A 21035-nucleotide genomic window follows, 5' to 3' on the forward strand; every position below is an offset into this window, starting at 1 on the left:
CCATGAACGGCCTGTCCACCGTCCTGATCGTCGTCGGCCTGTTCCTCGTCGGCGGGATCATCTCCTTCGTCAAGCAGAAGATGCCCACGAGCCTCGTCGTGCTGCTCTCCATCGGCGCCGCGATGTGTCTCGTCACGGGGCTCCTGAGGCTGGAGGTGTGAACCTTTGAGCGCCACCAAGAAGGTCGTGGTCTTCGACTACGGCTTCGGCAACGTCCGTTCCGCAGAGCGCGCCCTCGCCCGCGCGGGAGCCGACGTCGAGATCACCCGTGACTTCGACGCGGCCATGAACGCCGACGGGCTGCTGGTGCCCGGCGTCGGCGCCTTCGCCGCCTGCATGAAGGGCCTCAAGGAGGCGCGCGGCGACTGGATCGTCGACCGCCGGCTCTCCGGCGGGCGCCCGGTGATGGGCATCTGCGTCGGCATGCAGATCCTGTTCGCGCGGGGCATCGAGCACGGCGTGGAGAGCGGGGGCCTCGACGAGTGGCCCGGCTCGGTCGAGCCGCTCCAGGCCGAGATCGTGCCCCACATGGGCTGGAACACCGTGGACGCCCCGGCCGGTTCCGAGCTGTTCGCCGGCCTCGACGCGGACGCCCGCTTCTACTTCGTGCACTCCTACGCCGTCCACGACTGGACGCTGGAGACGACCAACCCGGCGATGCGCGCCCCGCTGGTCACCTGGTCCACCCACGGCAAGCCCTTCGTGGCGGCCGTGGAGAACGGCGCCCTGTGGGCGACCCAGTTCCACCCCGAGAAGTCCGGCGACGCCGGTGCCCAGCTCCTCACCAACTGGATCGGAACCCTGTAGAGACATGGCCAAGCTCGAACTCCTCCCCGCCGTCGACGTCCGCGACGGCCAGGCGGTCCGCCTGGTGCACGGCGAGTCCGGGACGGAAACGTCGTACGGCTCCCCCCTGGATGCCGCCCTCGCCTGGCAGCGTTCGGGCGCCGAGTGGCTGCACCTGGTCGACCTGGACGCCGCGTTCGGCACCGGCGACAACCGCGTGCTGATCGCCGAGGTCGCCGGGGCGATGGACATCAAGGTGGAGCTGTCCGGCGGCATCCGCGACGACGACACCCTCGCCGCCGCCCTCGCCACCGGCTGCACCCGCGTCAACCTCGGCACCGCGGCCCTGGAGACCCCCGAGTGGGTAGCCCGGGTCATCGCCGAGCACGGCGACAAGATCGCCGTGGGCCTCGACGTGCGCGGCACCACGCTGCGCGGCCGCGGCTGGACCCGTGACGGCGGCGACCTCTACGAGACGCTGGAGCGCCTCGACAAGGAGGGCTGCGCCCGTTACGTCGTCACCGACATCGCCAAGGACGGCACCCTCCAGGGCCCCAACCTGGAGCTGCTGAGGAACGTCTGCGCCGCCACCGACCGCCCGGTGGTCGCCTCGGGCGGCGTCTCCTCCCTCGACGACCTGCGCGCCATCGCCGAGCTCGTCCCGCTCGGTGTCGAGGGCGCCATCGTCGGGAAGGCCCTGTACGCCAAGGCGTTCACCCTGGAAGAGGCCCTGGAGGCTGTGTCCCCATGACGATCGATGCCGTACGGCGTGTGCAGAGCGGAAACCCCTGGGAGGAGTCCTTCGGCTTCGCACGTGCCGTGGCGGCGGGCGACCGCGTCCTGGTGGCGGGCACGACCGCCTTCCGGGGCGAGGTGCTGTACGGCGAGGGCGACCCGTACGAGCAGGCCAAGGTGGCCTTCGCCGGCGCGCTGGAGGCGATCGCCGAGTTCGGGCTCGGCATCGAATCCGTGATCCGCACGCGCCTCCACCTCGCCCACGCGCGGGACGTCGACGAGGCCGGACGCGCCCACAAGGAGCTGTTCGACTCGGTGCGCCCGGTCACCACCCTGCTGGTGGTCGAGGGCTTCATCGACTCGCGCGTACTGGTCTCAGTGGAACTCGAAGCATTCAGAGGAGCCGTGACTTCATGACCCTGGCGGTCCGAGTCATCCCCTGCCTGGACGTGGACAACGGCCGGGTCGTCAAGGGTGTCAACTTCCAGAACCTGCGCGACGCGGGCGATCCCGTCGAGATGGCCAAGGTGTACGACGCCGAGGGCGCCGACGAGCTGACGTTCCTGGACATCACCGCCTCGTCCGGCAACCGCGAGACGACGTACGACGTGGTGCGCCGCACCGCCGAGCAGGTGTTCATCCCGCTGACGGTGGGCGGCGGCGTCCGCACCACCGAGGACGTGGACAAACTGCTCCGCGCGGGCGCCGACAAGGTGGGCGTCAACACGGCGGCCATCGCCCGGCCCGAGCTCATCCGCGAGATCGCGGAACGCTTCGGGCGGCAGGTCCTGGTGCTGTCGGTGGACGCCCGCCGCACCGCATCCGGATCCTTCGAGGTCACCACGCACGGCGGCCGGCGCGGCACCGGCATCGACGCCGTGGAGTGGGCACACCGCGCCGCCGAGCTGGGCGCGGGCGAGATCCTGCTCAACTCCATGGACGCCGACGGCACCAAGGACGGCTACGACCTGGAGATGACCGCCGCCGTCCGCAAGCACGTCACCGTCCCGGTGATCGCCTCCGGAGGCGCCGGAAAGCTGGCCGACTTCCCGCCCGCCGTCGCCGCCGGCGCGGACGCCGTCCTGGCCGCCTCCGTCTTCCACTTCGGCGACCTGCGCATCGGCCAGGTCAAGGAGACGCTGCGGGGAGCCGGCCACCCGGTGCGCTGAGCCCCGGCCGGGCCGGATCAGATGCCGAGCCGTCCGGTCTCGCGCAGCTTCGCGATCGCGTCCTCGTCGCCGTCCAGCCCGACCGTGGCGGCGCTCTGCCGGCCGTAGGCGAACAGCACCAGCTCGGACGGTTCCCCGGTCACCGTGACCACCGGGGTACCGCGGTGCGCCACCACCGTCTGGCCGTCCGGACGGCGCAGCACCAGGCCCGTCGGCGCCCCGCGGCCCATCAGCCGCGCCGAGCGCTCCAGCCGCGACCACAGGACGTCCTGGAACACCGGGTCGAGTTCGCGCGGTGTCCAGTCGGGCCGGGCGCGGCGCACGTCCTCCGTGTGGACGTAGAACTCGACGATGTTCGACAGCTCGTCGACCTGCTTGAGCGAGAAGGGCGAGAAGCGCGGCGGGCCGCTCCGGATGAGCTGGATCAGCTCCTCGTACGGCTTGGCGGTGAACTCCGCCATCACCCGCTCCAGACGCCCCGCGAGCTGCTTGACCAGCATGCCGCCGGCCGCGTCGGGGCGGCGCTCGCGCACCACCACGTGGGCGGCGAGGTCCCGGGTCGTCCAGCCCTCGCACAGGGTGGGGGCCTCAGGGCCCGCGGTCTCCAGCAGATCGGCCAGGAGAAGTCGTTCGCGCTTGGCATGGGTCGACATACGAGCCAGCCTACGGCCGGACGCGAAGTCCGCACAGTGGACATCGTCCGGGTCCGGTGGCCGGAGCACGGCACAATGGTCGGCATGACCAGCACGTCCCGGCCCAGCCGCCTCGACCCGGAGATCGCCGCGCGGCTCAAGCGCAGCCCCGACGGCCTCCTGCCCGCCATCGCCCAGCAGTACGACACCGGAGAGGTGCTGATGCTGGGCTGGATGGACGACGAGGCGCTGCACCGCACGCTGACCACCGGCCGCTGCACCTACTGGTCGCGCAGCCGCCGGGAGTACTGGGTCAAGGGCGACACCTCCGGCCACTTCCAGTGGGTCAAGTCGGTCGCCCTCGACTGCGACGCCGACACCGTGCTGGTCAAGGTCGACCAGGTGGGTGCCGCCTGCCACACCGGAGCCCGCACCTGCTTCGACGCCGACGTCCTGGTGGCGGACGCCCCAGCCGCGGATCAGTAAGGTCTGCCGCCATGGACCTCGAGACGTTCCGCAGGCTCGCCACCGACCGCCGGGTCATCCCGGTCACCCGCAAGCTCCTCGCCGACGGCGACACCCCGGTCGCGCTCTACCGCAAGCTCGCCGCCGAGCGCCCCGGCACCTTCCTGCTGGAGTCGGCGGAGAACGGCCGCTCCTGGTCCCGCTACTCCTTCGTCGGCGTCCGCAGCGCCGCCACGCTCACCGAACACGCCGGACAGGCGCGCTGGGAGGGGACCCCGCCCGTCGGCGTACCCGTGGACGGCGACCCGCTCGCCGCGCTGCGCACGACCCTCCAGGCCCTGCACACCCCGCGCGACCTCGCCCACGACCTGGGCCTGCCGCCCTTCACCGGCGGCATGGTCGGCTACCTCGGCTACGACATCGTGCGCCGCCTGGAGAAGGTCGGCCCCGGCGAGCGGGACGATCTGAAGCTGCCCGAGCTGACCATGCTGCTCACCAGCGACCTCGCCGTCATGGACCACTGGGAGGGCGCGGTCTGGCTGATCGCCAACGCGATCAACCACAACGACCTGGAGACCGGCGTCGACGAGGCGTACGCCGACGCCGTGGCACGGCTCGACGCCATGGAGGCCGACCTCGCCCGCGCGGTGGCCCAGCCACCCGCCGCGCTGCCGCCCTCCGAGCTGCCCGAGTACACCGAGCTGTGGGGCGGCCCCGACTTCCAGCGGGCCGTGGAGGACGTCAAGGAACGCATCCGCGCGGGGGAGGCCTTCCAGGTCGTCCCCTCCCAGCGGTTCGAGACGCCGTGCACGGCGAGCGCCCTCGACGTCTACCGGGTGCTGCGGACCACCAACCCGTCCCCGTACATGTACCTGTTCCGCTTCGACGGTTTCGACGTCGTCGGCTCGTCCCCCGAGGCACTGGTGAAGGTCGAGGACGGGCGGGCCATGGTCCATCCCATCGCCGGCACCCGGCACCGCGGCGCCACCCCGCGGGAGGACCAGGCCCTCGGCGAGGAACTGCTCGCCGACCCCAAGGAGCGCGCGGAGCACCTGATGCTCGTCGACCTGGGACGCAACGACCTCGGCCGGGTCTGCGAACCCGGTTCCGTCGAGGTCGTCGACTTCATGTCCGTCGAGCGGTACTCGCACGTCATGCACATCGTCTCGACGGTCACCGGACGGGTCGGCGCCGGCCGCACCGCGTTCGACGTGCTCACCGCCTGTTTCCCGGCCGGCACGCTCTCCGGAGCGCCCAAGCCCCGCGCGCTGCGGATCATCGACGAGCTCGAACCGTCCCGGCGCGGGCTGTACGGCGGCTGCGTCGGCTACCTCGACTTCGCGGGCGACTCCGACACCGCGATCGCGATCCGTACCGCGCTGCTGCGGGACGGCATCGCGTACGTGCAGGCCGGGGCGGGGATCGTGGCCGACTCCGACCCGGTCGCGGAGGACACCGAGTGCCGCAACAAGGCGGCGGCGGTGCTGCGCGCGGTGCACACCGCGAACCGGCTGGGAACCGCCTGAGACGAACCCCGGGTGTCGGTTCACCCGGGGGTCAGGCGATAGTGGATGCCGTGACTGCTGTACCCACCCCCCGTTCCGAGGCCGCCGGCTCCGCCCGCAGCGGCCGCCTCAGTCTCGTCGCCGCCCTGCTGTGCGGCGCCCTGGGCGCGGCCGTGGCCCTGCTCGCCACCCGGCAGCAGTGGTCGGAGGGCACCGCCACGGTGGCCGGTGGCGCGTTCCCCCTGACCGCGAGGGGCAGTGACGTGACGGGCGTGCCCGCCGCCCTGGCCGTCGTGGGGCTGGCGGCGCTGGTCGCGGTGTTCGCCGTACGCCGGACCGGTCGCCTGGCCGTCGCGGCGCTGCTGGCGCTGTCGGGGGCGGGCACGGTGACGGCGGCGCTGCTCGGGGCGTCGGACAGCGGGGCGCTCGACGAGAAGGCGGCCCAGGCGTCGGGGGACACCTCCGCGACCGTGGACGCCCTCAGCCACACCGTATGGCCGTACGTGGCCGCCGCGGGCGGTGTCCTGCTGCTGCTGGCCGGCCTGCTCGCCCTGCGCTACGGCCGTCTCTGGCCGGCCATGTCGGGCCGCTACGAACGCGACGGAACCCCGCGCGCACGCCGCAAGCCCGCGTCCGTCGACCCCGACCGTCCCGAGGACCTCTGGAAGGCCCTGGACCGGGGCGAGGACCCGACGGGCGCGTAGCGCCGCACCGCGGGACAGCCGCACAGCCGGGGCGGCGCCCGCTTTGCCTGCTGAGGGTGGTCGTCCCGCCGGGTCGGCACTCACTCCGCCCGCTGCGGGGAGCCGTGCCGCCGGGGTGGCACGGGTGGGTGCAGCGGCACCCGCAGGCGCCGGGCTGCGCGACACCCCCGCCCCACCCATGCGGGCGTTCACCCATCCGGCACGCCGGGCCGGCCGGGGCCGGGGGCGGTCGCGTTGCCCGGCGCCGACGGGCCGCCTCCCCACCCCCGGCTTCGACCGGCGGGAGGTGCACCCCACCGCCCGCCCGTGCCGCCCTGCTGCCCGAGGTGAGCGGGGAAGACACGGCGCGGCCCGTGACCGCGGCCCCGCGTGTACCCCCGCTCACCCCCGGCGGGCGCGTGCGGGACAATGGGATCGAGCGTCTGCTCAGACACGTACACAGCAACGAGGAGCAAGCAATGGCGGGCAGCAGCCACGGTCACACCCCGGCCGCCTGGACCGGTGTCATCATCGCCTTCATCGGCTTCTGCGCCGGTGGCGCGTTCATGGTGATGAGCCAGCCCGTGGGTTTCTGGGCGAGCATGGGCGTCGTACTCCTCGGCGGTGTCGTCGGCGCCGTCATGCGCGCGATGGGCATGGGCCAGCCGAAGAGCAACCACCCCGTGCACCAGGTCACCGGCGACCGCGAGCCGGCCCGCGCCCAGGGCTGAGCACGGCGGAGCACCCCGCACAGGGGCGGGCCGGCACGGTGCCGGAACCGCCCCTGCGCCGCGTCCGGGGCACAATGCACAACGTGAACGCTCCCGCCCCCGCCGCGCCCCCCGGCAGAGCGGCCCGACTGGCCGTCCCCGCAGGGCTGCTCGCCGCCGTCGCCGGGGCCTTCGCCTACGTCGGGACCGTGGACCCCAACGAGCCGGGCCACTATCCCGCCTGTCCGCTGCTGCGCCTCACCGGCCTGTACTGCCCGGGCTGCGGCGGACTGCGCAGTGCGCACGCCGTCGTCCACGGCGACCTCCCTGCGGCCCTCCAGGCCAACGCGCCCGCCGTCCTCGGCTACGCCGTCTGCGCCGTGCTGTGGACCGTCTGGGTGGTCCGCGCGGCGCGCGGTGGGCCGCCGCTGCGGATCGATCCGCCGCCGGTGCTTCTGTGGTCCCTCGGAGCGCTGCTGCTGGCTTTCACGATTGTCCGGAACCTGCCGTTCGGCGGCTGGCTGCATCCCTGACCGACCGGCGGAAGCCCAGGTGGAGGGGGCGGTGTCAACCTGGATGCGAGGCATGCGCCCCGCTGCGGATACCATCGCAGTGACCAGTGAAGACCGCCCGTCAGGAAGGGGGCCGCTCGCGTGAGTGTGCTCGACGAGATCATCGACGGAGTCCGTGCCGACCTCGCGGAGCGGCAGGCGCGCGTCAGCCTCGACGAGCTCAAGGAGCGAGCGGCGAAGGCTCCCGCGGCCAAGGACGGCGCGGCCGCCCTGCGCGGCGACGGCGTCAAGGTGATCTGCGAGGTCAAGCGCTCCAGCCCGTCCAAGGGCGCGCTCGCCGCGATCGCCGACCCGGCGGGACTCGCCGCCGACTACGAGGCGGGCGGCGCCGCCGTCATCTCCGTCCTCACCGAACAGCGCCGCTTCGGCGGCTCGCTGGCGGACCTGGAGGCCGTCCGCGCGCGGGTGGACATCCCCGTGCTGCGCAAGGACTTCATCGTCACGTCGTACCAGCTCTGGGAGGCCCGCGCGTACGGCGCCGACCTCGCCCTGCTGATCGTCGCGGCCCTCGACCAGCCGGCCCTGGAGTCGCTGATCGAGCGCGCGGTGTCCATCGGCCTCACCCCGCTCGTCGAGGTGCACGACGAGGACGAGGTCGAGCGCGCGGTCGACGCGGGCGCCAAGGTCATCGGCGTCAACGCCCGCGACCTCAAGACCCTCAAGGTCGACCGGGGCACCTTCGAGCGGGTCGCCCCCGAGATCCCCGACACCCTGGTCAAGGTCGCCGAGTCCGGCGTCCGCGGACCGCACGACCTCATCGCCTACGCCAACGCCGGCGCCGACGCCGTCCTGGTGGGCGAGTCCCTGGTCACCGGCAAGGACCCCAGGACGGCCGTCTCCGACCTGGTGGCGGCGGGCGAACACCCGGCACTGCGCCACGGCCGCGGCTGATCCACCGGTAGGCTTGGCCGCGATGACCGTCCCGATCACCCTGGCGTCCAGGGACCCGTATGCCCGCCTGGCGCGCGGCTGCCGGCCCCGGGGCTGCCGTGCGCCCGCCCGCAGGGTGCACGGCCGTCGGGTGCGGTACGTCATCGGCGACGAGCCGGGCCAGGTGAACGGGCGGCGATGGCAGCGCCCCTCCCAGGGGCGCGGGGCCGTACCGGCAGGCGACTCCGTCGCGTGAGCGCGACCGGCAGGTGACCGGCCGGCCATCCCGCCCCCACGGCGAAAAGTGTCCGACACACACTCACCGTGAGGTACACGCATGCCCAGCGACTTCTTCCTCCCCGACCCGGAGGGCCGGGTCCCCGGCCCCGAGGGCTACTTCGGCGCCTTCGGCGGCAAGTTCATCCCCGAGGCCCTCGTCGCCGCGGTCGACGAGGTGGCCGTGGAGTACGACAAGGCCAAGCACGACCCCGAGTTCGCCCGGGAGCTTGACGACCTCCTGGCCAACTACACCGGCCGCCCGAGCGCGCTCACCGAGGTCCCCCGGTTCGCCGAACACGCCGGCGGGGCCCGGATCTTCCTCAAGCGCGAGGACCTGAACCACACCGGCTCGCACAAGATCAACAACGTGCTCGGCCAGGCCCTGCTCACCAGACGGATGGGCAAGACCCGCGTCATCGCCGAGACCGGCGCCGGCCAGCACGGCGTGGCCACCGCCACCGCCTGCGCCCTCTTCGGGCTCGACTGCACGATCTACATGGGCGAGATCGACACGCAGCGCCAGGCCCTCAACGTGGCCCGGATGCGGATGCTCGGCGCCGAGGTCATCGCCGTGAAGTCCGGCAGCCGCACCCTGAAGGACGCCATCAACGAGGCGTTCCGCGACTGGGTCGCCAACGTCGACCGCACGCACTACCTCTTCGGCACCGTCGCGGGACCGCATCCCTTCCCGGCCATGGTCCGCGACTTCCACCGCGTCATCGGCGTCGAGGCCCGCCGCCAGCTCCTGGAGCGCGCCGGACGCCTGCCCGACGCCGCGATCGCCTGTGTCGGCGGCGGTTCCAACGCCATCGGCCTCTTCCACGCCTTCATCCCGGACGCCGGCGTACGCCTCATCGGCTGCGAGCCCGCCGGGCACGGCATCGAGAGCGGCGAGCACGCGGCCACCCTCACCGCGGGCGAGCCCGGCATCCTGCACGGCTCCCGGTCGTACGTCCTCCAGGACGACGAGGGCCAGATCACCGAGCCGTACTCGATCTCCGCCGGTCTGGACTACCCGGGCATCGGACCCGAGCACTCCTACCTCAAGGACAGCGGCCGCGGCGAGTACCGCGCGGTCACCGACGACGCCGCCATGCAGGCCCTGCGCCTGCTGTCGCGCACCGAGGGCATCATCCCGGCCATCGAGAGCGCCCACGCCCTCGCCGGCGCCCTGGAGGTCGGCGAGGAACTGGGCGGGGACGGGCTGATCGTCGTCAACCTGTCCGGGCGCGGCGACAAGGACATGGACACCGCCGCCCGCTACTTCGGGCTGTACGACACCGACGCCGAGGTCGCCGCCGACGAGGCCGGCGCCGCCGAGATCGAGGGGGACGCCAAGTGAGCGGGAACGTGCGGCTGCTGGACGACACCCTCGCCGCGGCGAAGGCCGAGGGCCGCTCCGCTCTCATCGCCTACCTCCCGGCCGGGTTCCCGACCGTGCAGGGCGGCATCGAGGCGGTCAGGGCCGCCCTGGACGGCGGCGCCGACGTCGTGGAGGTGGGCCTGCCGCACAGCGACCCCGTCCTCGACGGCCCGGTCATCCAGACCGCCGACGACATCGCCCTGCGCGGCGGAGTGAAGATCGCCGACGTGATGCGCACGGTCCGTGAGGCCCACGCGGCCACCGGCAAGCCGATCCTCGTCATGACCTACTGGAACCCCGTCGACCGCTACGGCGTCGAGCGGTTCACCGCCGAGCTGGCCGAGGCGGGCGGCGCCGGGTGCATTCTGCCCGACCTGCCCGTCCAGGAGTCGGCGCTCTGGCGGGAGCACGCGCGGAAGCACGGGCTCGCCACGGTCTTCGTGGTCGCGCCCAGCAGCAGGGACGAGCGGCTCGCCGAGATCACCGCGGCGGGCAGCGGCTTCGTCTACGCCGCCTCCCTGATGGGTGTCACCGGCACCCGTGAGTCGGTCGGCGCCCAGGCCGAGGACCTGGTGCGGCGCACCCGCGCCACCACCGACATCCCGGTCTGCGTCGGCCTCGGCGTCTCCGACGCAGCCCAGGCGGCCGAGGTCGCCGGCTTCGCCGACGGCGTGATCGTCGGTTCCGCCTTCGTCAAGCGGATGCTGGACGCCCCCGACGACGCGGCCGGCGTCGAGGCCGTCCGCGCGCTCGCCGGCGACCTGGCCAAGGGCGTACGCCGGCAGGTGTGACCGGCCGGGGTGTTCGCAGGCAGTCATACGGATACCTCGTAAGGGTGGTCCTGGGACCGGGGAGGCGCTGTGCGCCTCCCCGGTTCGTTCTGCGGGGTGTGAGCGAGAAGAACCCTGAGGGAAAGCGCACCGCCCGGGAGCGACTGGCGGTCGAGCGTGAGAAGCGGAAGACGGCGGAGAAGCGGCGCCGTGCCCTGATCGTGGGCGCGAGCGTGCTCTGTGTCCTGGGGCTCGCCGCGGTGATCGGTGTCATCGCGGCCAACTCCGGCGGGGACGAGGAGAGCGAGGCGGCCGGTCCCGTGGTGGCGCCCTCCGGGGCCCTGGGCAAGGACGGCCTCGCCATCCCGGTCGGCAAGGAGAACGCCGAGGCCACCCTCGTCGTGTGGGAGGACTTCCGCTGTCCGGCCTGCAAGGTCTTCGAGCAGAACTACAGCCCCACCATCCACGAGCTGACCGACTCCGGCCGGCTGAAGGTGGAGTACCGCCTGGTCACGCTGATCGACAACGGCATGGGCGGCACCGGCTCCCGCAACGCGGCCAACGCCGCCGCCTGCGCCCAGGACGCCGGGAAGTTCGCCGCGTACCACGACGTGCTGTTCGAGAACCAGCCGATGGAGAGCGACGACGCCTTCGCCGACGACGACAGGCTGATCGAGCTGGCCGGCAAGGTCGACGGACTCGACACCCCCGCCTTCCGTGCCTGCGTCGAGGACGGCACGCACAACAGCTGGGTCGCCAAGTCCCACGAGGCGTTCCAGAGGAGCGGTCACAGCGGCACGCCGACGGTGATGTTCGACGGCAGGAACATCAACCAGGACCGCTCGATGACCCCCGAGAAGTTCAAGCAGATGGTCGAGGAGGCCAACAAGGGACAGTGACGCCCCGGACCGACCGTCCGACGGTCCTGTTATGGAGCCGTAGCCGGGCTGCCCGCCGTGCGGCCGGTCCGGCACGGTAGCGTCGACCCTGCCATGGAACTTGCCTACATTCCCAGCCCGTCGAGCGGGGTGCTGTACATCGGCCCCGTTCCGCTGCGCGGCTACGCGTTCTGCATCATCATCGGCGTCTTCGTTGCCGTCTGGCTCGGCAACAAGCGCTGGATCGCCCGGGGCGGGCGGGCCGGTACGGTGGCCGACATCGCGGTCTGGGCCGTGCCCTTCGGCCTGATCGGCGGCCGGCTCTACCACGTGATCACGGACTACCAGCTGTACTTCAGCGAGGGCCGTGACTGGGTGGACGCCTTCAAGATCTGGGAGGGCGGTCTCGGCATCTGGGGCGCGATCGCGTTCGGCGCCCTGGGCGCCTGGATCGGCTGCCGCCGCCGGGGCATCCCGCTGCCCGCCTACGCCGACGCCGTCGCGCCGGGCATCGCCCTCGCCCAGGCGATCGGCCGCTGGGGCAACTGGTTCAACCAGGAACTGTACGGGCGGTCCACCGATCTGCCCTGGGCGCTGGAGATCACCTCCTCCACCGACGGGCGGGTACCGGGCACGTACCACCCGACGTTCCTGTACGAGTCGCTGTGGTGCGTCGGTGTGGCGCTGCTGGTGATCTGGGCCGGCCGGCGGTTCGAGCTCGGGCACGGGCGGGCGTTCGCGCTGTACGTCGCCGGGTACTGCGCGGGGCGGTTCTGGATCGAGTACATGCGCGTCGACGAGGCGCACCACATCTTCGGGCTGCGGCTGAACAACTGGACGGCTCTCCTGGTGTTCCTGCTCGCGGTGCTGTACATCGTGCTGTCGGCGCGGAAGCGGCCGGGGCGGGAGGACGTGGTGGAGCCGGGGGCCTCCGGCGACGAGGGCGGGTCCGACTCCGGGGCCGGATCCGACGGGGCCGCGGAGAAGGACGAGGAGGATGCTCCTTCCCCGAAGAAGGACTCCGAGGGCTCGGAGGACTCCAGGGACGGGGACAAGGACGGGGCCGGGTCGGCGAAGAAGGGCTGACCGCCGCCTGTCGCGCTGCGCCGAGGGCGCCCGGGGTTCTCCGGGCGCCCCCGGTCTGTGCGGAGCGGGGGTGGGGTGCGCGGCCCGGCGCTTGCGGGACGCCTCCTCCACCCCGTCTCCGTTCGAGCGGGAGGCACCCCCGTCGCCCACCCGCGCCGCTTTGGGGGCGCCGCCCGGGCCCTTGAGCCACTGGGGAGGCACGGTTTGCCCGCGGTTCACGGGCGGGTCAGGCTCTGGTGGTCAGGGACAGGGTCCTTCGGGCTGCCAGTACTGCTGCCGTGTCGATGAAGGTGCCGTCGGGAAGGGCCTGGGCGCCCTGGGCCGTGGCCGCCGCCTTGACGATGGTCTCCGCCCGTTCGATCTCCTCCTCCGTGGGGAGGTAGGCGCGCTCGATGACCGGCAGCTGGCGGGGATGGATCGCGGCGCGGCCCAGGAAGCCCAGGGCGCGGCCGTGGGCGCAGGAGGCGCGCAGTTCGTCCAGGTCGCGGATGTCGGGATGGACGGACTGGGCGGGCGGGGCGAGGCCTGCCGCCCGCGCGGCGACGACCACCCGGGAGCGGGACCAGTCGAGTCCCGCGTCGTCGCGCACGCCCAGGTCGGCCCGTAGGTCCGCCTCCCCGAGGGCGATGCCGCGCAGGGACGGGTGCGCGGCGGCCACGGCATGGGCGTGTTCGATGCCGAGGGCCGTCTCCAGGAGGGCGTACAGGGGCAGTGGGCCGCCGCGGGCGGACACGGCGCGTCGGGCGACGCGTACGACGTCGGACGGGGACGACACCTTGGGGAGGCGCAGGCCGGACAGACCGGGGGCGGGCGCGATGGCCGCGAGGTCGGCGCGGGCCCAGGGGCCGGACAGGGCGTTGACGCGGACGTGGACCGGAACCGGCTGCGGGTCGCGCAGCAGCTCGGCGGTGGCGGAGCGGGCGTAGGCCTTGCGGTCGGGGGCGACCGCGTCCTCCAGGTCGATCACCACCACGTCGGCGCCGGCGGCGAGCGCCTTCGCCACCACGGGAGGACGGTCGCCGGGGGCGTACAGCCAGGTCAGCGGGAAACCCGTCACAGGGCTCCCTCCGCGCGGAGCTCCGTGAGGTCGTCGGGCGTGAGGCCCAGCTCGGTGAGGACCTCCTCGGTGTCCGCACCGTGCGGGCGGCCCGCCCAGCGGATCGCGCCCGGGGTGCCGGAGAGCCGGAAGAGGACGTTCTGCATGCGCAGCGGGCCCAGCTCCGGGTCGTCGACCGTGGTGATCGTGTTCAGCGCCTGGTACTGCGGGTCCGCCATGACGTCCCGTACGTCCTGGACGGGGGCGGCGGCCGCCTCCGCCTTCTCGAAGGCCGCCAGGACGTCGGTGCGGGTGTGCCGGGAGATCCAGCCGCCGACCGCCTCGTCCAGGACGTCCGCGTGCCGGGCCCGGTCCTCGCCGGTGGCGAACCAGGGCTCGTCGATCAGGTCCGGCCGGCCCACCAGCACCATCACGCGCTCGGCGACGGACTGGGCCGAGGTGGAGACGGCGACCCAGGTGCCGTCGGCGGTGAGGTAGGTACCGCGCGGCGCGTTGTTCTGGGAGCGGTTGCCGGTACGGGGCTGGACGTGACCCAGTTGGTCGTACCAGATCGGCTGGGGCCCGAGCGCGGTGAGGATCGGCTCGATCAGCGCCATGTCGACGACCTGGCCCTCTCCCGTGCGGTCCCGTCCGGCCAGCGCGGTCATGACGGCGTACGCCGTGGTCAGGCCCGCGATGGAGTCCGCCAGGCCGAACGGCGGCAGGGTCGGCGGGGCGTCCGGCTCCCCGGTGATCGCGGCGAAGCCGCTCATCGCCTCGGCGAGGGTGCCGAAGCCCGGACGGTGCGCGTACGGGCCGAACTGGCCGAAGCCGGTGACCCGGACCAGGATCAGCCGGGGGTTGACGGCGGACAGTTCGGGCCAGCCCAGGTCCCACTTCTCCAGGGTGCCGGGGCGGAAGTTCTCGATGACGACGTCGGCGGTCCCGGCGAGGCGCAGGAGGACGGCCCGGCCGCCGGGCTTGGACAGGTCGAGGGTGAGGGTGCGCTTGTTGCGGCCGAGCATCTTCCACCACAGGCCGATTCCGTCCTTCGACGGGCCGTGGCCGCGGGAGGGGTCCGGTTTCCTCGGATGCTCGACCTTGACGACCTCCGCGCCGAAGTCGCCGAGCAGGGTCGCGGCGAGGGGACCGGCGAAGAGGGTGGCGAGGTCCAGGACGCGCAGGCCGGTCAGCGGGGGACCGGAGGGGGTGGGCCTGGTCATGGGCGGGTGGCCTCCAGATGGGTCAGTCGGGCCAGGGTGTCGAAGCCGGTGCCGTGGAAGCCGCCGACGGAGGCGGCCAGGCGGTTCTTCAGCGGGGCCGTCCAGCGTTCGGGGAGCGCGCGGGGCGAACCGGCGAGAAGAGCGGCGACGCTGCCGGCCGTCGCGCCGTTGGAGTCGGTGTCCCAGCCGCCGGACACCGCACGGCAGATGGAGCCGGTGAAGTCGCCTTCGGCGTGGGTGAGGGCGGCGGCGATCAGGGCGGTGTTGGGGACGGCGTGCACCCAGTGGTGGGTGGCGGCGTAGGTGTCGTGCAGGACGTCGACGACGGTGTCGAAGTCGGTGTGCTCGTGCGCCAGTCGAATGGCCCGGCGGACGGCCAGGGCCAGCCGGGAGCGGGGCGGCACGACGGTGAGGCCGGTGCGCAGACAGGTGTGGACGTCGTGGTCGCCGGTGGCGGCGGTGGCGATGACGGCCGCCGTGAACATCGCCGCGTAGACGCCGTTGGCGGTGTGGGTGAGGGTGGCGTCGCGGTGGGCCTGCTCGGCGGCGGCGGCCGGGTCGCCGGGGTTGGTCCAGCCGTGCACGTCCGCGCGGATCAGGGCGCCGATCCACTCGCGGAAGGGGTTGTGGTGGCGGGCGGTCAGCGGGGGTTCGAGGCCGCTGAGGAGGTTGCGGTAGGCGACGCGTTCGGCGGTGAAGGTGCGTCCGGCGGGGAGCTCGTCGAGCCAGACACGGGCCACGTCGGCGGGGGTGAAGGCGCGGCCGTGGCGCTGGAGGACGAGGAGGGCGAGGAGGGGGTGGTCGAGGTCGTCGTCCTCGGGCATGCCGTCGATGTTCTCGGCGAGGGAGGTCGCCGCGGAGCGGCGGTTCCAGGGGTACCTGGCCAAGAGGTCCTCGGGGACGCCGCGTGCGGTGAAGTACGTGTTCAGGGGCCAGTTGCCGGTGGCCCGGGCGAGGTGGCGGATGCCGGTCAGGGGGAGCTTCTCCACCGGCTTGCCGAGGAGGCAGCCGACTGCTCTGCCGAGCCAGGCGGCCTCCAGGGCGGCGGGGTGCGCCGCTCGGGGGACGGTGGCGCAGCCCGGCGTCCGCGGGGCGCCTCCCCCAGCGCCGGAACGGTCCGAGAGGCGCCCCCCGCGCCCGCCCGCCCCCGCTTCCGGCTCCGCTCGGGCGGGGGGATTCCCGTCGTCCCGGCGGCACGACTGCCCGCGGCCGGCGGGGCGGTCGTCCGCGGAGCGCGGCCAGTCGGGACACAGGGAAGTGATCCGGGTCAGGTCGGTCGGTTCGTCGTCCGACAGCTTGCTGGGGAGGTCGGCCAGTTCGTCGAGGAGATCGGTGGCCAGGAGGCGGAGACAGGCGGAGGCGGGGTGGGGGGAGGCGCCTGCGGTGAGGGGGGCCTCGGGGCCGCCCGCCGCGCGCCAGCGGGCGGCGACGGCCGAGGGCTCACGGCCGTCCTGGGCCGCCTGGCGCAGTTCGTGGCCGATCAGGTCCTCCGGCTGGACCCAGGTCAGTCGGAGCATCCGGGGCCTCCCAGCTCCGCGAAGGCCCGTTCGTGGGCGCGGCGGCGGCCCACGTCGCGGGCGAAGACCTCGCGGGTCACGGCGGTGAGGACGGCCGCCGGTCCCCACAGGTCGAGGCGGCTGGCCTCCGCCACCGTCTTGGCCCAGTCCTCGGGGACCGGTGAGCCGAGCGCCCCGGCCATCGCGCCGGCCATCGTGGCGATGGAGTCGCAGTCGCGGCCGTAGTTCACCGCGCCGAGGACCGCGTGCCGGAAGTCGCCTCCCGCCACCACCAGCATGCCCAGCGCGACGGGGAGCTCCTCGACGGCGTGCAGCCGGGAGGGGCGGCGGGCGCCCAGCGACGGGGAGCGGTAGTCGGGGCCCACGGTGTCGTACGGCGTCACCGCCTCCCGCAGCGGACCCAGCGCCGACTCGAAGTCCGTGTGCCGCGACGCCGCTTCGCAGACCTTCTCGATCGCCTCCCGCGTGCCGTCCTTCGCCGAGGACAGGCACGCGGCGACGACCGAGTCCGCCGTCGCACCCGGCGCGCACGCCGCCGCCACGGCCGCCGCGAAGACACCGGCCGCCTCCCTGCCGTACGACGACTGGTGCGCGCCCGCGACGTCCAGTGCCTCGGCGTACGCGGCGGCCGGGTGGGCGGCGTTGACCAGGCCGACCGGGGCCATGTACATCGCGGCGCCGCAGTTGACGATGTTGCCGGCGCCGGCCTCGCGCGGGTCGACGTGGCCGTAGTGCAGGCGGGCCACGAGCCACTTCTCGGCGAGGAAGATCCGCTGCAGCGGGAGCGCCTCCGCCTCCAGTTCCGGGATCCAGCGCGGGTTCGTCATCAGGTCCGGGACCAGGTGGCCGGCGACGGCGTAGGCGTCCAGGTGGTCCCGGACCGTCGCGTACACCCGGATCAGCGCGTGGGTCATCAGGGTGTCGTCGGTGACGTGGCCGTCGCCCTTGTGGTACGGCGCGATGGGACGGGCGGTGCGCCACGCGGCGCCGTTCCACGGGCCGACGACACCGTGTACGCGTCCGCCGTGGCGCTCGACGATCTGCTCGGGGGAGTGGCCCTCGACCGGCCCGCCGAGGGCGTCGCCGACGGCCGCTCCGACGAGGGCGCCGGTGATCCGCTCGTCCAGGGGCAGGTCCCGGCCGCTGTCTTCTTCCTCTTTGCGTGTCATGCCCGAATCATCCCTCTGTCGGGGCCGGTTGTGCGGCTTCCAGGAGTCCGGCGAGTTCCGCCAGGTCCGTGCCGGTGAGCCGGGGGAGTACGCAGCCGGAGAGGGTGCGGCAGCTCTCCCGCCACGTCCCGGGGATCGCGGCCCCGCCGCCCAGCGCGCCGGTGAGCGCGCCGACGAGCGCCGGGGCGGAGTCCGCGACCCGGGACAGACAGGCCGCCGCGGGGACCGCCTCCGCGATCCGGCCGCGGGCGGCGGTGGTGAGGGCGAGGGCGACGGGGACGGTCTCGGCGGCGGCGACGCCGTAGCTGTAGACGTGGTCGACGATCTGGTGCTCCAGCGGCGGTACGAGGGCGAAGGCGCTGTCGGCGTCCGCCGCGAGCTTCAGGGCGTGCCGGGCGTTGCGGCCGATCTCCGTGTCCTCGGGCAGTTCGGCGCAGGCCGCCGCCACGCAGGTGTGCGGGTCCGCGCCGGTCAGCGCGAGGCAGACGGCGGCGGCCATGGCGCGGGCGCCGTGCACGCCGTCGCCGTCCTGGGTGTAGCGGGCGTCGAACTCGGCGAGGTCGGCGGCGGCCCGTGGGTCGCCGGGGTGGGCCACGGCCAGGACGCAGGCGCGTACGCAGGCGGCGTCGTCGAAGTAGTGCGGGTTGTCGTGGCCGGTGGCGGGCGGGCGCAGACCGGTGGCGAGGTTGCCCAGGCCGGCCCGGACGGAGATGCGGGCACGCAGGGGGAGGACGGCGGACTCGGTCTCGGGGGCCCGTTCGGTGGCGGCGGCGACCTCGGCGGCGACGGAGTTCCAGGTCAGGTCGATGGCGGCGCGGGTGCGGCGCTCCCGGCTCAGGTTGCCGAGGGCGGTGTCGGCGCCGGCGCGCAGGACCGCTTCGGCGGCGAACGCGGCCCACTCGGCGTCGTCGGAGGGGCCGAGACGGAGGGGCTCCGGGGACTGGTTGAGGGCGATCGGGACGGGGAGGGTGGTGGTGGCGTTCTGTTCCGCGAAGGTGTCGAGTTCCCGGGTGAGACGTCGTGTCCACTCGGGCATGCGGGCGGCTCTGTGGCGGGCGGCCGGCCAGCCGGCGGCGTCGCCCGCGGCGAGGCCGAGGAGGAGGCCCTCGATTCTCGTCCGCGGCGTGGGGGTGACCGCGTCGGCTCCGCCGTGCGCCCGCGGCGGAGGGGCGGGACGTTCGGCCTCGGCCTCGCCTTCGGCCCGGATGTTCCCGCCCGCACCACCTGTGCGGCTTTCGAGGCCGGGTGCGGTTGGCCCCTGCGGGGCGGACCCGCCGTCGGCGGCCGCGGGCGAGGCGGGGTTCCCGGTGGGGGGTGTCGTAGTGGTCATGTGGGGGTCTCCGGCGTCAACAGGTCCGCGATGTCCAGGACGTGGTGGCCCGCCATGGTCGGGAGGCAGGTGCCGCGGGCCGGGGTGATGGCGGACGACCAGGCCGACGGGATCGCCGCGGCGCCCCGGGTGGCGCCGGCCAGGGCGCCGGCCACCGCCGCCGTGGTGTCGGCGTCGCGGCCCATGTTGACGGCGGTCAGGACCGCCCGCTCGAAGTCGCCGTCGGCCGCCGCGTACGCGCCGAAGGCGAGGGCGACCGCCTCGGGGGCCAGGTCGGTCCACGGGTAGCCGCCGATCACCACCGCCGCGCGGACCGCGCGTTCGCCCAGGCGGGCCGCGGTGACGGCGCGGCGCAGCGAGCGGGCGGTCCAGGAGTCGTCCGGCACCACCGCCAGGGCCGAGGCCACCACCGCGACCACCGGCGCCCCGGCCATCGCCGCCGCCACGCCCGCCGCGACCGCCCGGCCGCCGTAGATGCCCTCGCCGTCGTGGCTGACCGAGCCGTCGACCGCCGCCAGCCGGGCCGCCTCGTCGGGGCGGCCGGCCGCGAACACCCCGTGGGGAGCCGCCCGCATCGCCAGCCCGTCGCTCCAGGCGTGCCGGTGCTGGGCGGAGATCGGCGCCGCCAGTCCGCGGCGCAGGTTCTCCAGCGTGCCGCGCTCGCTGAAGCCGGCGCCCCGGAAAGGCCCCTCCGCGCGGTCCGCGATCCACTCGTGCCAGGCCGCCTCGACGTGCGCCGGGGTGAGCGCGGAGCCGTGCCGGGCCAGCAGCAGGCCCGAGAAGATCGCGTACTCGGTGTCGTCCGTGCCCGCCGGGTGCTCCGCCACGTATCCCGTGATGCGGCCCCACCGCGCGCGGATCTCGGAGGGCTTCATGTTCTCGGCCGGGGCGCCCAGCGCGTCACCGACGGCCAGGCCGAGCAGCGCGCCGCGCGCCCGTTGCCGTCGCCCGAGGGTGTCCCCGGGCGACGGGACGGAGGGGATGCGGGCGGTCGGTGCCATCGCGGCTCTCCTCTCAGGGGCGCCCCGAGAGGCGCGGAGCCCTTTGCGGATCTGTCCCCGGCACGGTGCCCGGCGCAGCCTCACAGGTCCCAGCGTCACCCGGTCGACATCTGCGAGACCATCCACGCAAACGAGCGAGATCCGCAAAACCGCAGGTTAGCCCAGCCTTTCCTTGCTGGCGGGAGGGAATGGGGGGACGTACATTGGCCGTTGTCCAGAAATGGAATTCGTCCAAAGAAGACTGTGGGGGCAGGGGTATGGCCATCATCGAGACCGAGGCGACGCTGCACGAGGCGCACCGCGACAACCACACGCACCGGGACGTGAACGGCGGCTGGCTGCGCCCCGCCGTGTTCGGCGCGATGGACGGACTGGTCTCCAACCTCGCCCTGATGACCGGTGTCGCCGGCGGAGCGGTCGGTCAGCAGACCGTCGTGCTCACGGGCCTCGCCGGTCTGGCCGCCGGCGCCTTCTCCATGGCGGCCGGCGAGTACACCTCCGTCGCCTCCCAGCGCGAGCTGGTCGAGGCCGAGCTCGACGTCGAGCGGCGTGAACTGCGCAAGCATCCCAAGGACGAGGAGGCCGAACTCGCCGCGCTCTACGAGGCCCGGGGCGTCGAGCCCGAGCTGGCCCGCGAGGTGGCCCGGCAACTGTCCAGGGACCCCGAGCGGGCGCTGGAGATCCATGCCCGTGAGGAGCTCGGCATCGACCCCTCCGACCTGCCCTCGCCCGCCGTCGCCGCCGTGTCCAGCTTCGGCTCCTTCGCGCTGGGCGCCCTGCTGCCCGTACTGCCGTATCTGCTCGGTGCGAGCAGCCTGTGGCCCGCCGTGCTGCTGGCGCTGTTCGGGCTCTTCCTGTGCGGCGCGGTGGTCGCCAAGGTGACGGCGCGGAGCTGGTGGTACAGCGGTCTGCGGCAGCTCCTCCTGGGTGGCGCCGCGGCCGGTGTGACGTACGCCCTGGGTGCACTGTTCGGAACGGCCGTAGGATGATGCGGCTCGCGCGTATACGTTGGGTCGCATAAGTAACCGTTACCGGCTGGTTTCGAGTGCATGGCCGCTGGGCATGAGCCGTAAGCGCCGTGGGCAAGGAAGCCGACGGCGCGTCCCGCGGGACGGGCGAAGGAGCCCTTTCCCGCCACCGGACCGACGGACATCGACCTGTCCACCCGGTCCCCCACGGCTTCCACCGCCAGGCGCGGAACTCCACCGCGACCCATGTGGTGTCTACATGTTGGAACGTGAAATCCCGGTTTCCGA

Annotated in this window: 24 protein-coding genes; 17 read left to right on the forward strand and 7 right to left on the reverse strand. The window is 73.7% G+C overall.

The annotated features are described in order from the left end of the window. Positions 1–2 precede the first annotated feature (2 nt). Genes KYY02_RS07520 through hisF form a run of 5 tightly spaced genes read left to right on the forward strand, consistent with a single transcriptional unit; the run spans position 3 to position 2690 of the window. Positions 3–161, forward strand: a complete 159-nt coding sequence (locus KYY02_RS07520; RefSeq protein ID WP_371236741.1) for a CG2302 family histidine operon protein — start codon at positions 3–5, stop codon at positions 159–161. 4 nt (positions 162–165) lie between these two features. After that, positions 166–807 carry an imidazole glycerol phosphate synthase subunit HisH gene (gene hisH / locus KYY02_RS07525; RefSeq protein WP_371236742.1) on the forward strand — a complete coding sequence of 214 codons (642 nt, stop codon included), beginning with the start codon at positions 166–168 and terminating at the stop codon, positions 805–807. Between the two features lie 4 nt (positions 808–811). Then, a complete protein-coding gene (gene priA, locus KYY02_RS07530; protein WP_371236744.1) occupies positions 812–1537 on the forward strand; it encodes a bifunctional 1-(5-phosphoribosyl)-5-((5-phosphoribosylamino)methylideneamino)imidazole-4-carboxamide isomerase/phosphoribosylanthranilate isomerase PriA in 726 nt (241 codons plus the stop codon). Next, entirely contained in the window at positions 1534–1938 is a 405-nt protein-coding gene (locus tag KYY02_RS07535; RefSeq protein WP_371236745.1) for a Rid family hydrolase, read from the forward strand. Before priA ends, KYY02_RS07535 begins: the two co-directional genes overlap by 4 nt. Beyond that, positions 1935–2690: an imidazole glycerol phosphate synthase subunit HisF gene (gene hisF / locus KYY02_RS07540; RefSeq protein WP_371236746.1), complete on the forward strand. Its 756-nt coding sequence runs from the start codon at positions 1935–1937 to the stop codon at positions 2688–2690. Before KYY02_RS07535 ends, hisF begins: the two co-directional genes overlap by 4 nt. A gap of 17 nt (positions 2691–2707) precedes the next feature. On the opposite strand, the gene KYY02_RS07545 is transcribed toward hisF, so the two are convergent. Then, on the reverse strand, positions 2708–3343 hold the full coding sequence (locus KYY02_RS07545; protein ID WP_371236748.1) for a TIGR03085 family metal-binding protein: 636 nt from the start codon (positions 3341–3343) through the stop codon (positions 2708–2710). A 75-nt stretch (positions 3344–3418) separates the two neighbouring features. Between KYY02_RS07545 and hisI the strand changes: the two genes are divergently transcribed. The 11 genes from hisI (at position 3419) to lgt (ending at position 12503) form a co-directional block, all read left to right on the forward strand. Next, entirely contained in the window at positions 3419–3808 is a 390-nt protein-coding gene (gene hisI, locus KYY02_RS07550; RefSeq protein ID WP_371236749.1) for a phosphoribosyl-AMP cyclohydrolase, read from the forward strand. Positions 3809–3819: 11 nt separating this feature from the next. Continuing rightward, positions 3820–5313, forward strand: coding sequence for an anthranilate synthase component I (locus KYY02_RS07555; protein WP_371236751.1), 1494 nt, complete (start codon positions 3820–3822; stop codon positions 5311–5313). 41 nt (positions 5314–5354) lie between these two features. Then, on the forward strand, positions 5355–5996 hold the full coding sequence (locus KYY02_RS07560; RefSeq protein WP_371236752.1) for a TIGR02234 family membrane protein: 642 nt from the start codon (positions 5355–5357) through the stop codon (positions 5994–5996). A gap of 458 nt (positions 5997–6454) precedes the next feature. After that, the gene (locus tag KYY02_RS07565) at positions 6455–6706 is read left to right on the forward strand and encodes an HGxxPAAW family protein (protein WP_371236754.1); all 252 of its coding nucleotides are present in this window, start codon (positions 6455–6457) and stop codon (positions 6704–6706) included. Positions 6707–6780: 74 nt separating this feature from the next. Next, entirely contained in the window at positions 6781–7218 is a 438-nt protein-coding gene (locus KYY02_RS07570; protein WP_371236755.1) for a DUF2752 domain-containing protein, read from the forward strand. A gap of 120 nt (positions 7219–7338) precedes the next feature. After that, positions 7339–8148: an indole-3-glycerol phosphate synthase TrpC gene (trpC, locus tag KYY02_RS07575; protein WP_371236756.1), complete on the forward strand. Its 810-nt coding sequence runs from the start codon at positions 7339–7341 to the stop codon at positions 8146–8148. Between the two features lie 22 nt (positions 8149–8170). Then, complete coding sequence (trpM, locus tag KYY02_RS07580) at positions 8171–8383, forward strand: tryptophan biosynthesis modulator TrpM (protein ID WP_371236757.1); 213 nt, start codon at positions 8171–8173, stop codon at positions 8381–8383. Between the two features lie 81 nt (positions 8384–8464). Beyond that, the gene (trpB, locus tag KYY02_RS07585; protein ID WP_371236759.1) at positions 8465–9748 is read left to right on the forward strand and encodes a tryptophan synthase subunit beta; all 1284 of its coding nucleotides are present in this window, start codon (positions 8465–8467) and stop codon (positions 9746–9748) included. After that, the gene (gene trpA / locus KYY02_RS07590) at positions 9745–10560 is read left to right on the forward strand and encodes a tryptophan synthase subunit alpha (protein WP_371236761.1); all 816 of its coding nucleotides are present in this window, start codon (positions 9745–9747) and stop codon (positions 10558–10560) included. The genes trpB and trpA overlap by 4 nt, the downstream gene beginning before the upstream one ends. 98 nt (positions 10561–10658) lie before the next feature. After that, the gene (locus KYY02_RS07595) at positions 10659–11438 is read left to right on the forward strand and encodes a DsbA family protein (protein ID WP_371236763.1); all 780 of its coding nucleotides are present in this window, start codon (positions 10659–10661) and stop codon (positions 11436–11438) included. 93 nt (positions 11439–11531) lie between these two features. Continuing rightward, positions 11532–12503, forward strand: coding sequence for a prolipoprotein diacylglyceryl transferase (lgt, locus tag KYY02_RS07600; protein ID WP_371236764.1), 972 nt, complete (start codon positions 11532–11534; stop codon positions 12501–12503). Positions 12504–12729: 226 nt separating this feature from the next. On the opposite strand, the gene KYY02_RS07605 is transcribed toward lgt, so the two are convergent. From KYY02_RS07605 to KYY02_RS07630, 6 genes are read right to left on the reverse strand one after another with little or no spacing between them, the layout of a single operon-like run. Continuing rightward, a complete protein-coding gene (locus KYY02_RS07605; protein ID WP_371236766.1) occupies positions 12730–13560 on the reverse strand; it encodes an HpcH/HpaI aldolase/citrate lyase family protein in 831 nt (276 codons plus the stop codon). Next, on the reverse strand, positions 13557–14762 hold the full coding sequence (locus KYY02_RS07610; protein WP_371236767.1) for a CaiB/BaiF CoA transferase family protein: 1206 nt from the start codon (positions 14760–14762) through the stop codon (positions 13557–13559). Before KYY02_RS07610 ends, KYY02_RS07605 begins: the two co-directional genes overlap by 4 nt. Then, positions 14759–16279, reverse strand: a complete 1521-nt coding sequence (locus KYY02_RS07615) for an ADP-ribosylglycohydrolase family protein (RefSeq protein WP_371236769.1) — start codon at positions 16277–16279, stop codon at positions 14759–14761. Before KYY02_RS07615 ends, KYY02_RS07610 begins: the two co-directional genes overlap by 4 nt. Next, complete coding sequence (locus KYY02_RS07620; RefSeq protein WP_371236770.1) at positions 16267–17448, reverse strand: ADP-ribosylglycohydrolase family protein; 1182 nt, start codon at positions 17446–17448, stop codon at positions 16267–16269. The genes KYY02_RS07615 and KYY02_RS07620 overlap by 13 nt, the downstream gene beginning before the upstream one ends. A gap of 7 nt (positions 17449–17455) precedes the next feature. Continuing rightward, a complete protein-coding gene (locus KYY02_RS07625; RefSeq protein WP_371236772.1) occupies positions 17456–18778 on the reverse strand; it encodes an ADP-ribosylglycohydrolase family protein in 1323 nt (440 codons plus the stop codon). Then, positions 18775–19779, reverse strand: coding sequence for an ADP-ribosylglycohydrolase family protein (locus tag KYY02_RS07630; RefSeq protein WP_371236773.1), 1005 nt, complete (start codon positions 19777–19779; stop codon positions 18775–18777). Before KYY02_RS07630 ends, KYY02_RS07625 begins: the two co-directional genes overlap by 4 nt. A gap of 257 nt (positions 19780–20036) precedes the next feature. On the opposite strand from KYY02_RS07630, the gene KYY02_RS07635 reads away from it, so the two are divergent. Next, on the forward strand, positions 20037–20768 hold the full coding sequence (locus KYY02_RS07635; RefSeq protein ID WP_371236775.1) for a VIT1/CCC1 transporter family protein: 732 nt from the start codon (positions 20037–20039) through the stop codon (positions 20766–20768). Positions 20769–21035 lie beyond the last annotated feature (267 nt).

The sequence above is a fragment of the Streptomyces pimonensis genome (assembly GCF_041380215.1).
In the GTDB taxonomy this organism is placed as follows: Bacteria; Actinomycetota; Actinomycetes; order Streptomycetales; family Streptomycetaceae; genus Streptomyces; species Streptomyces pimonensis.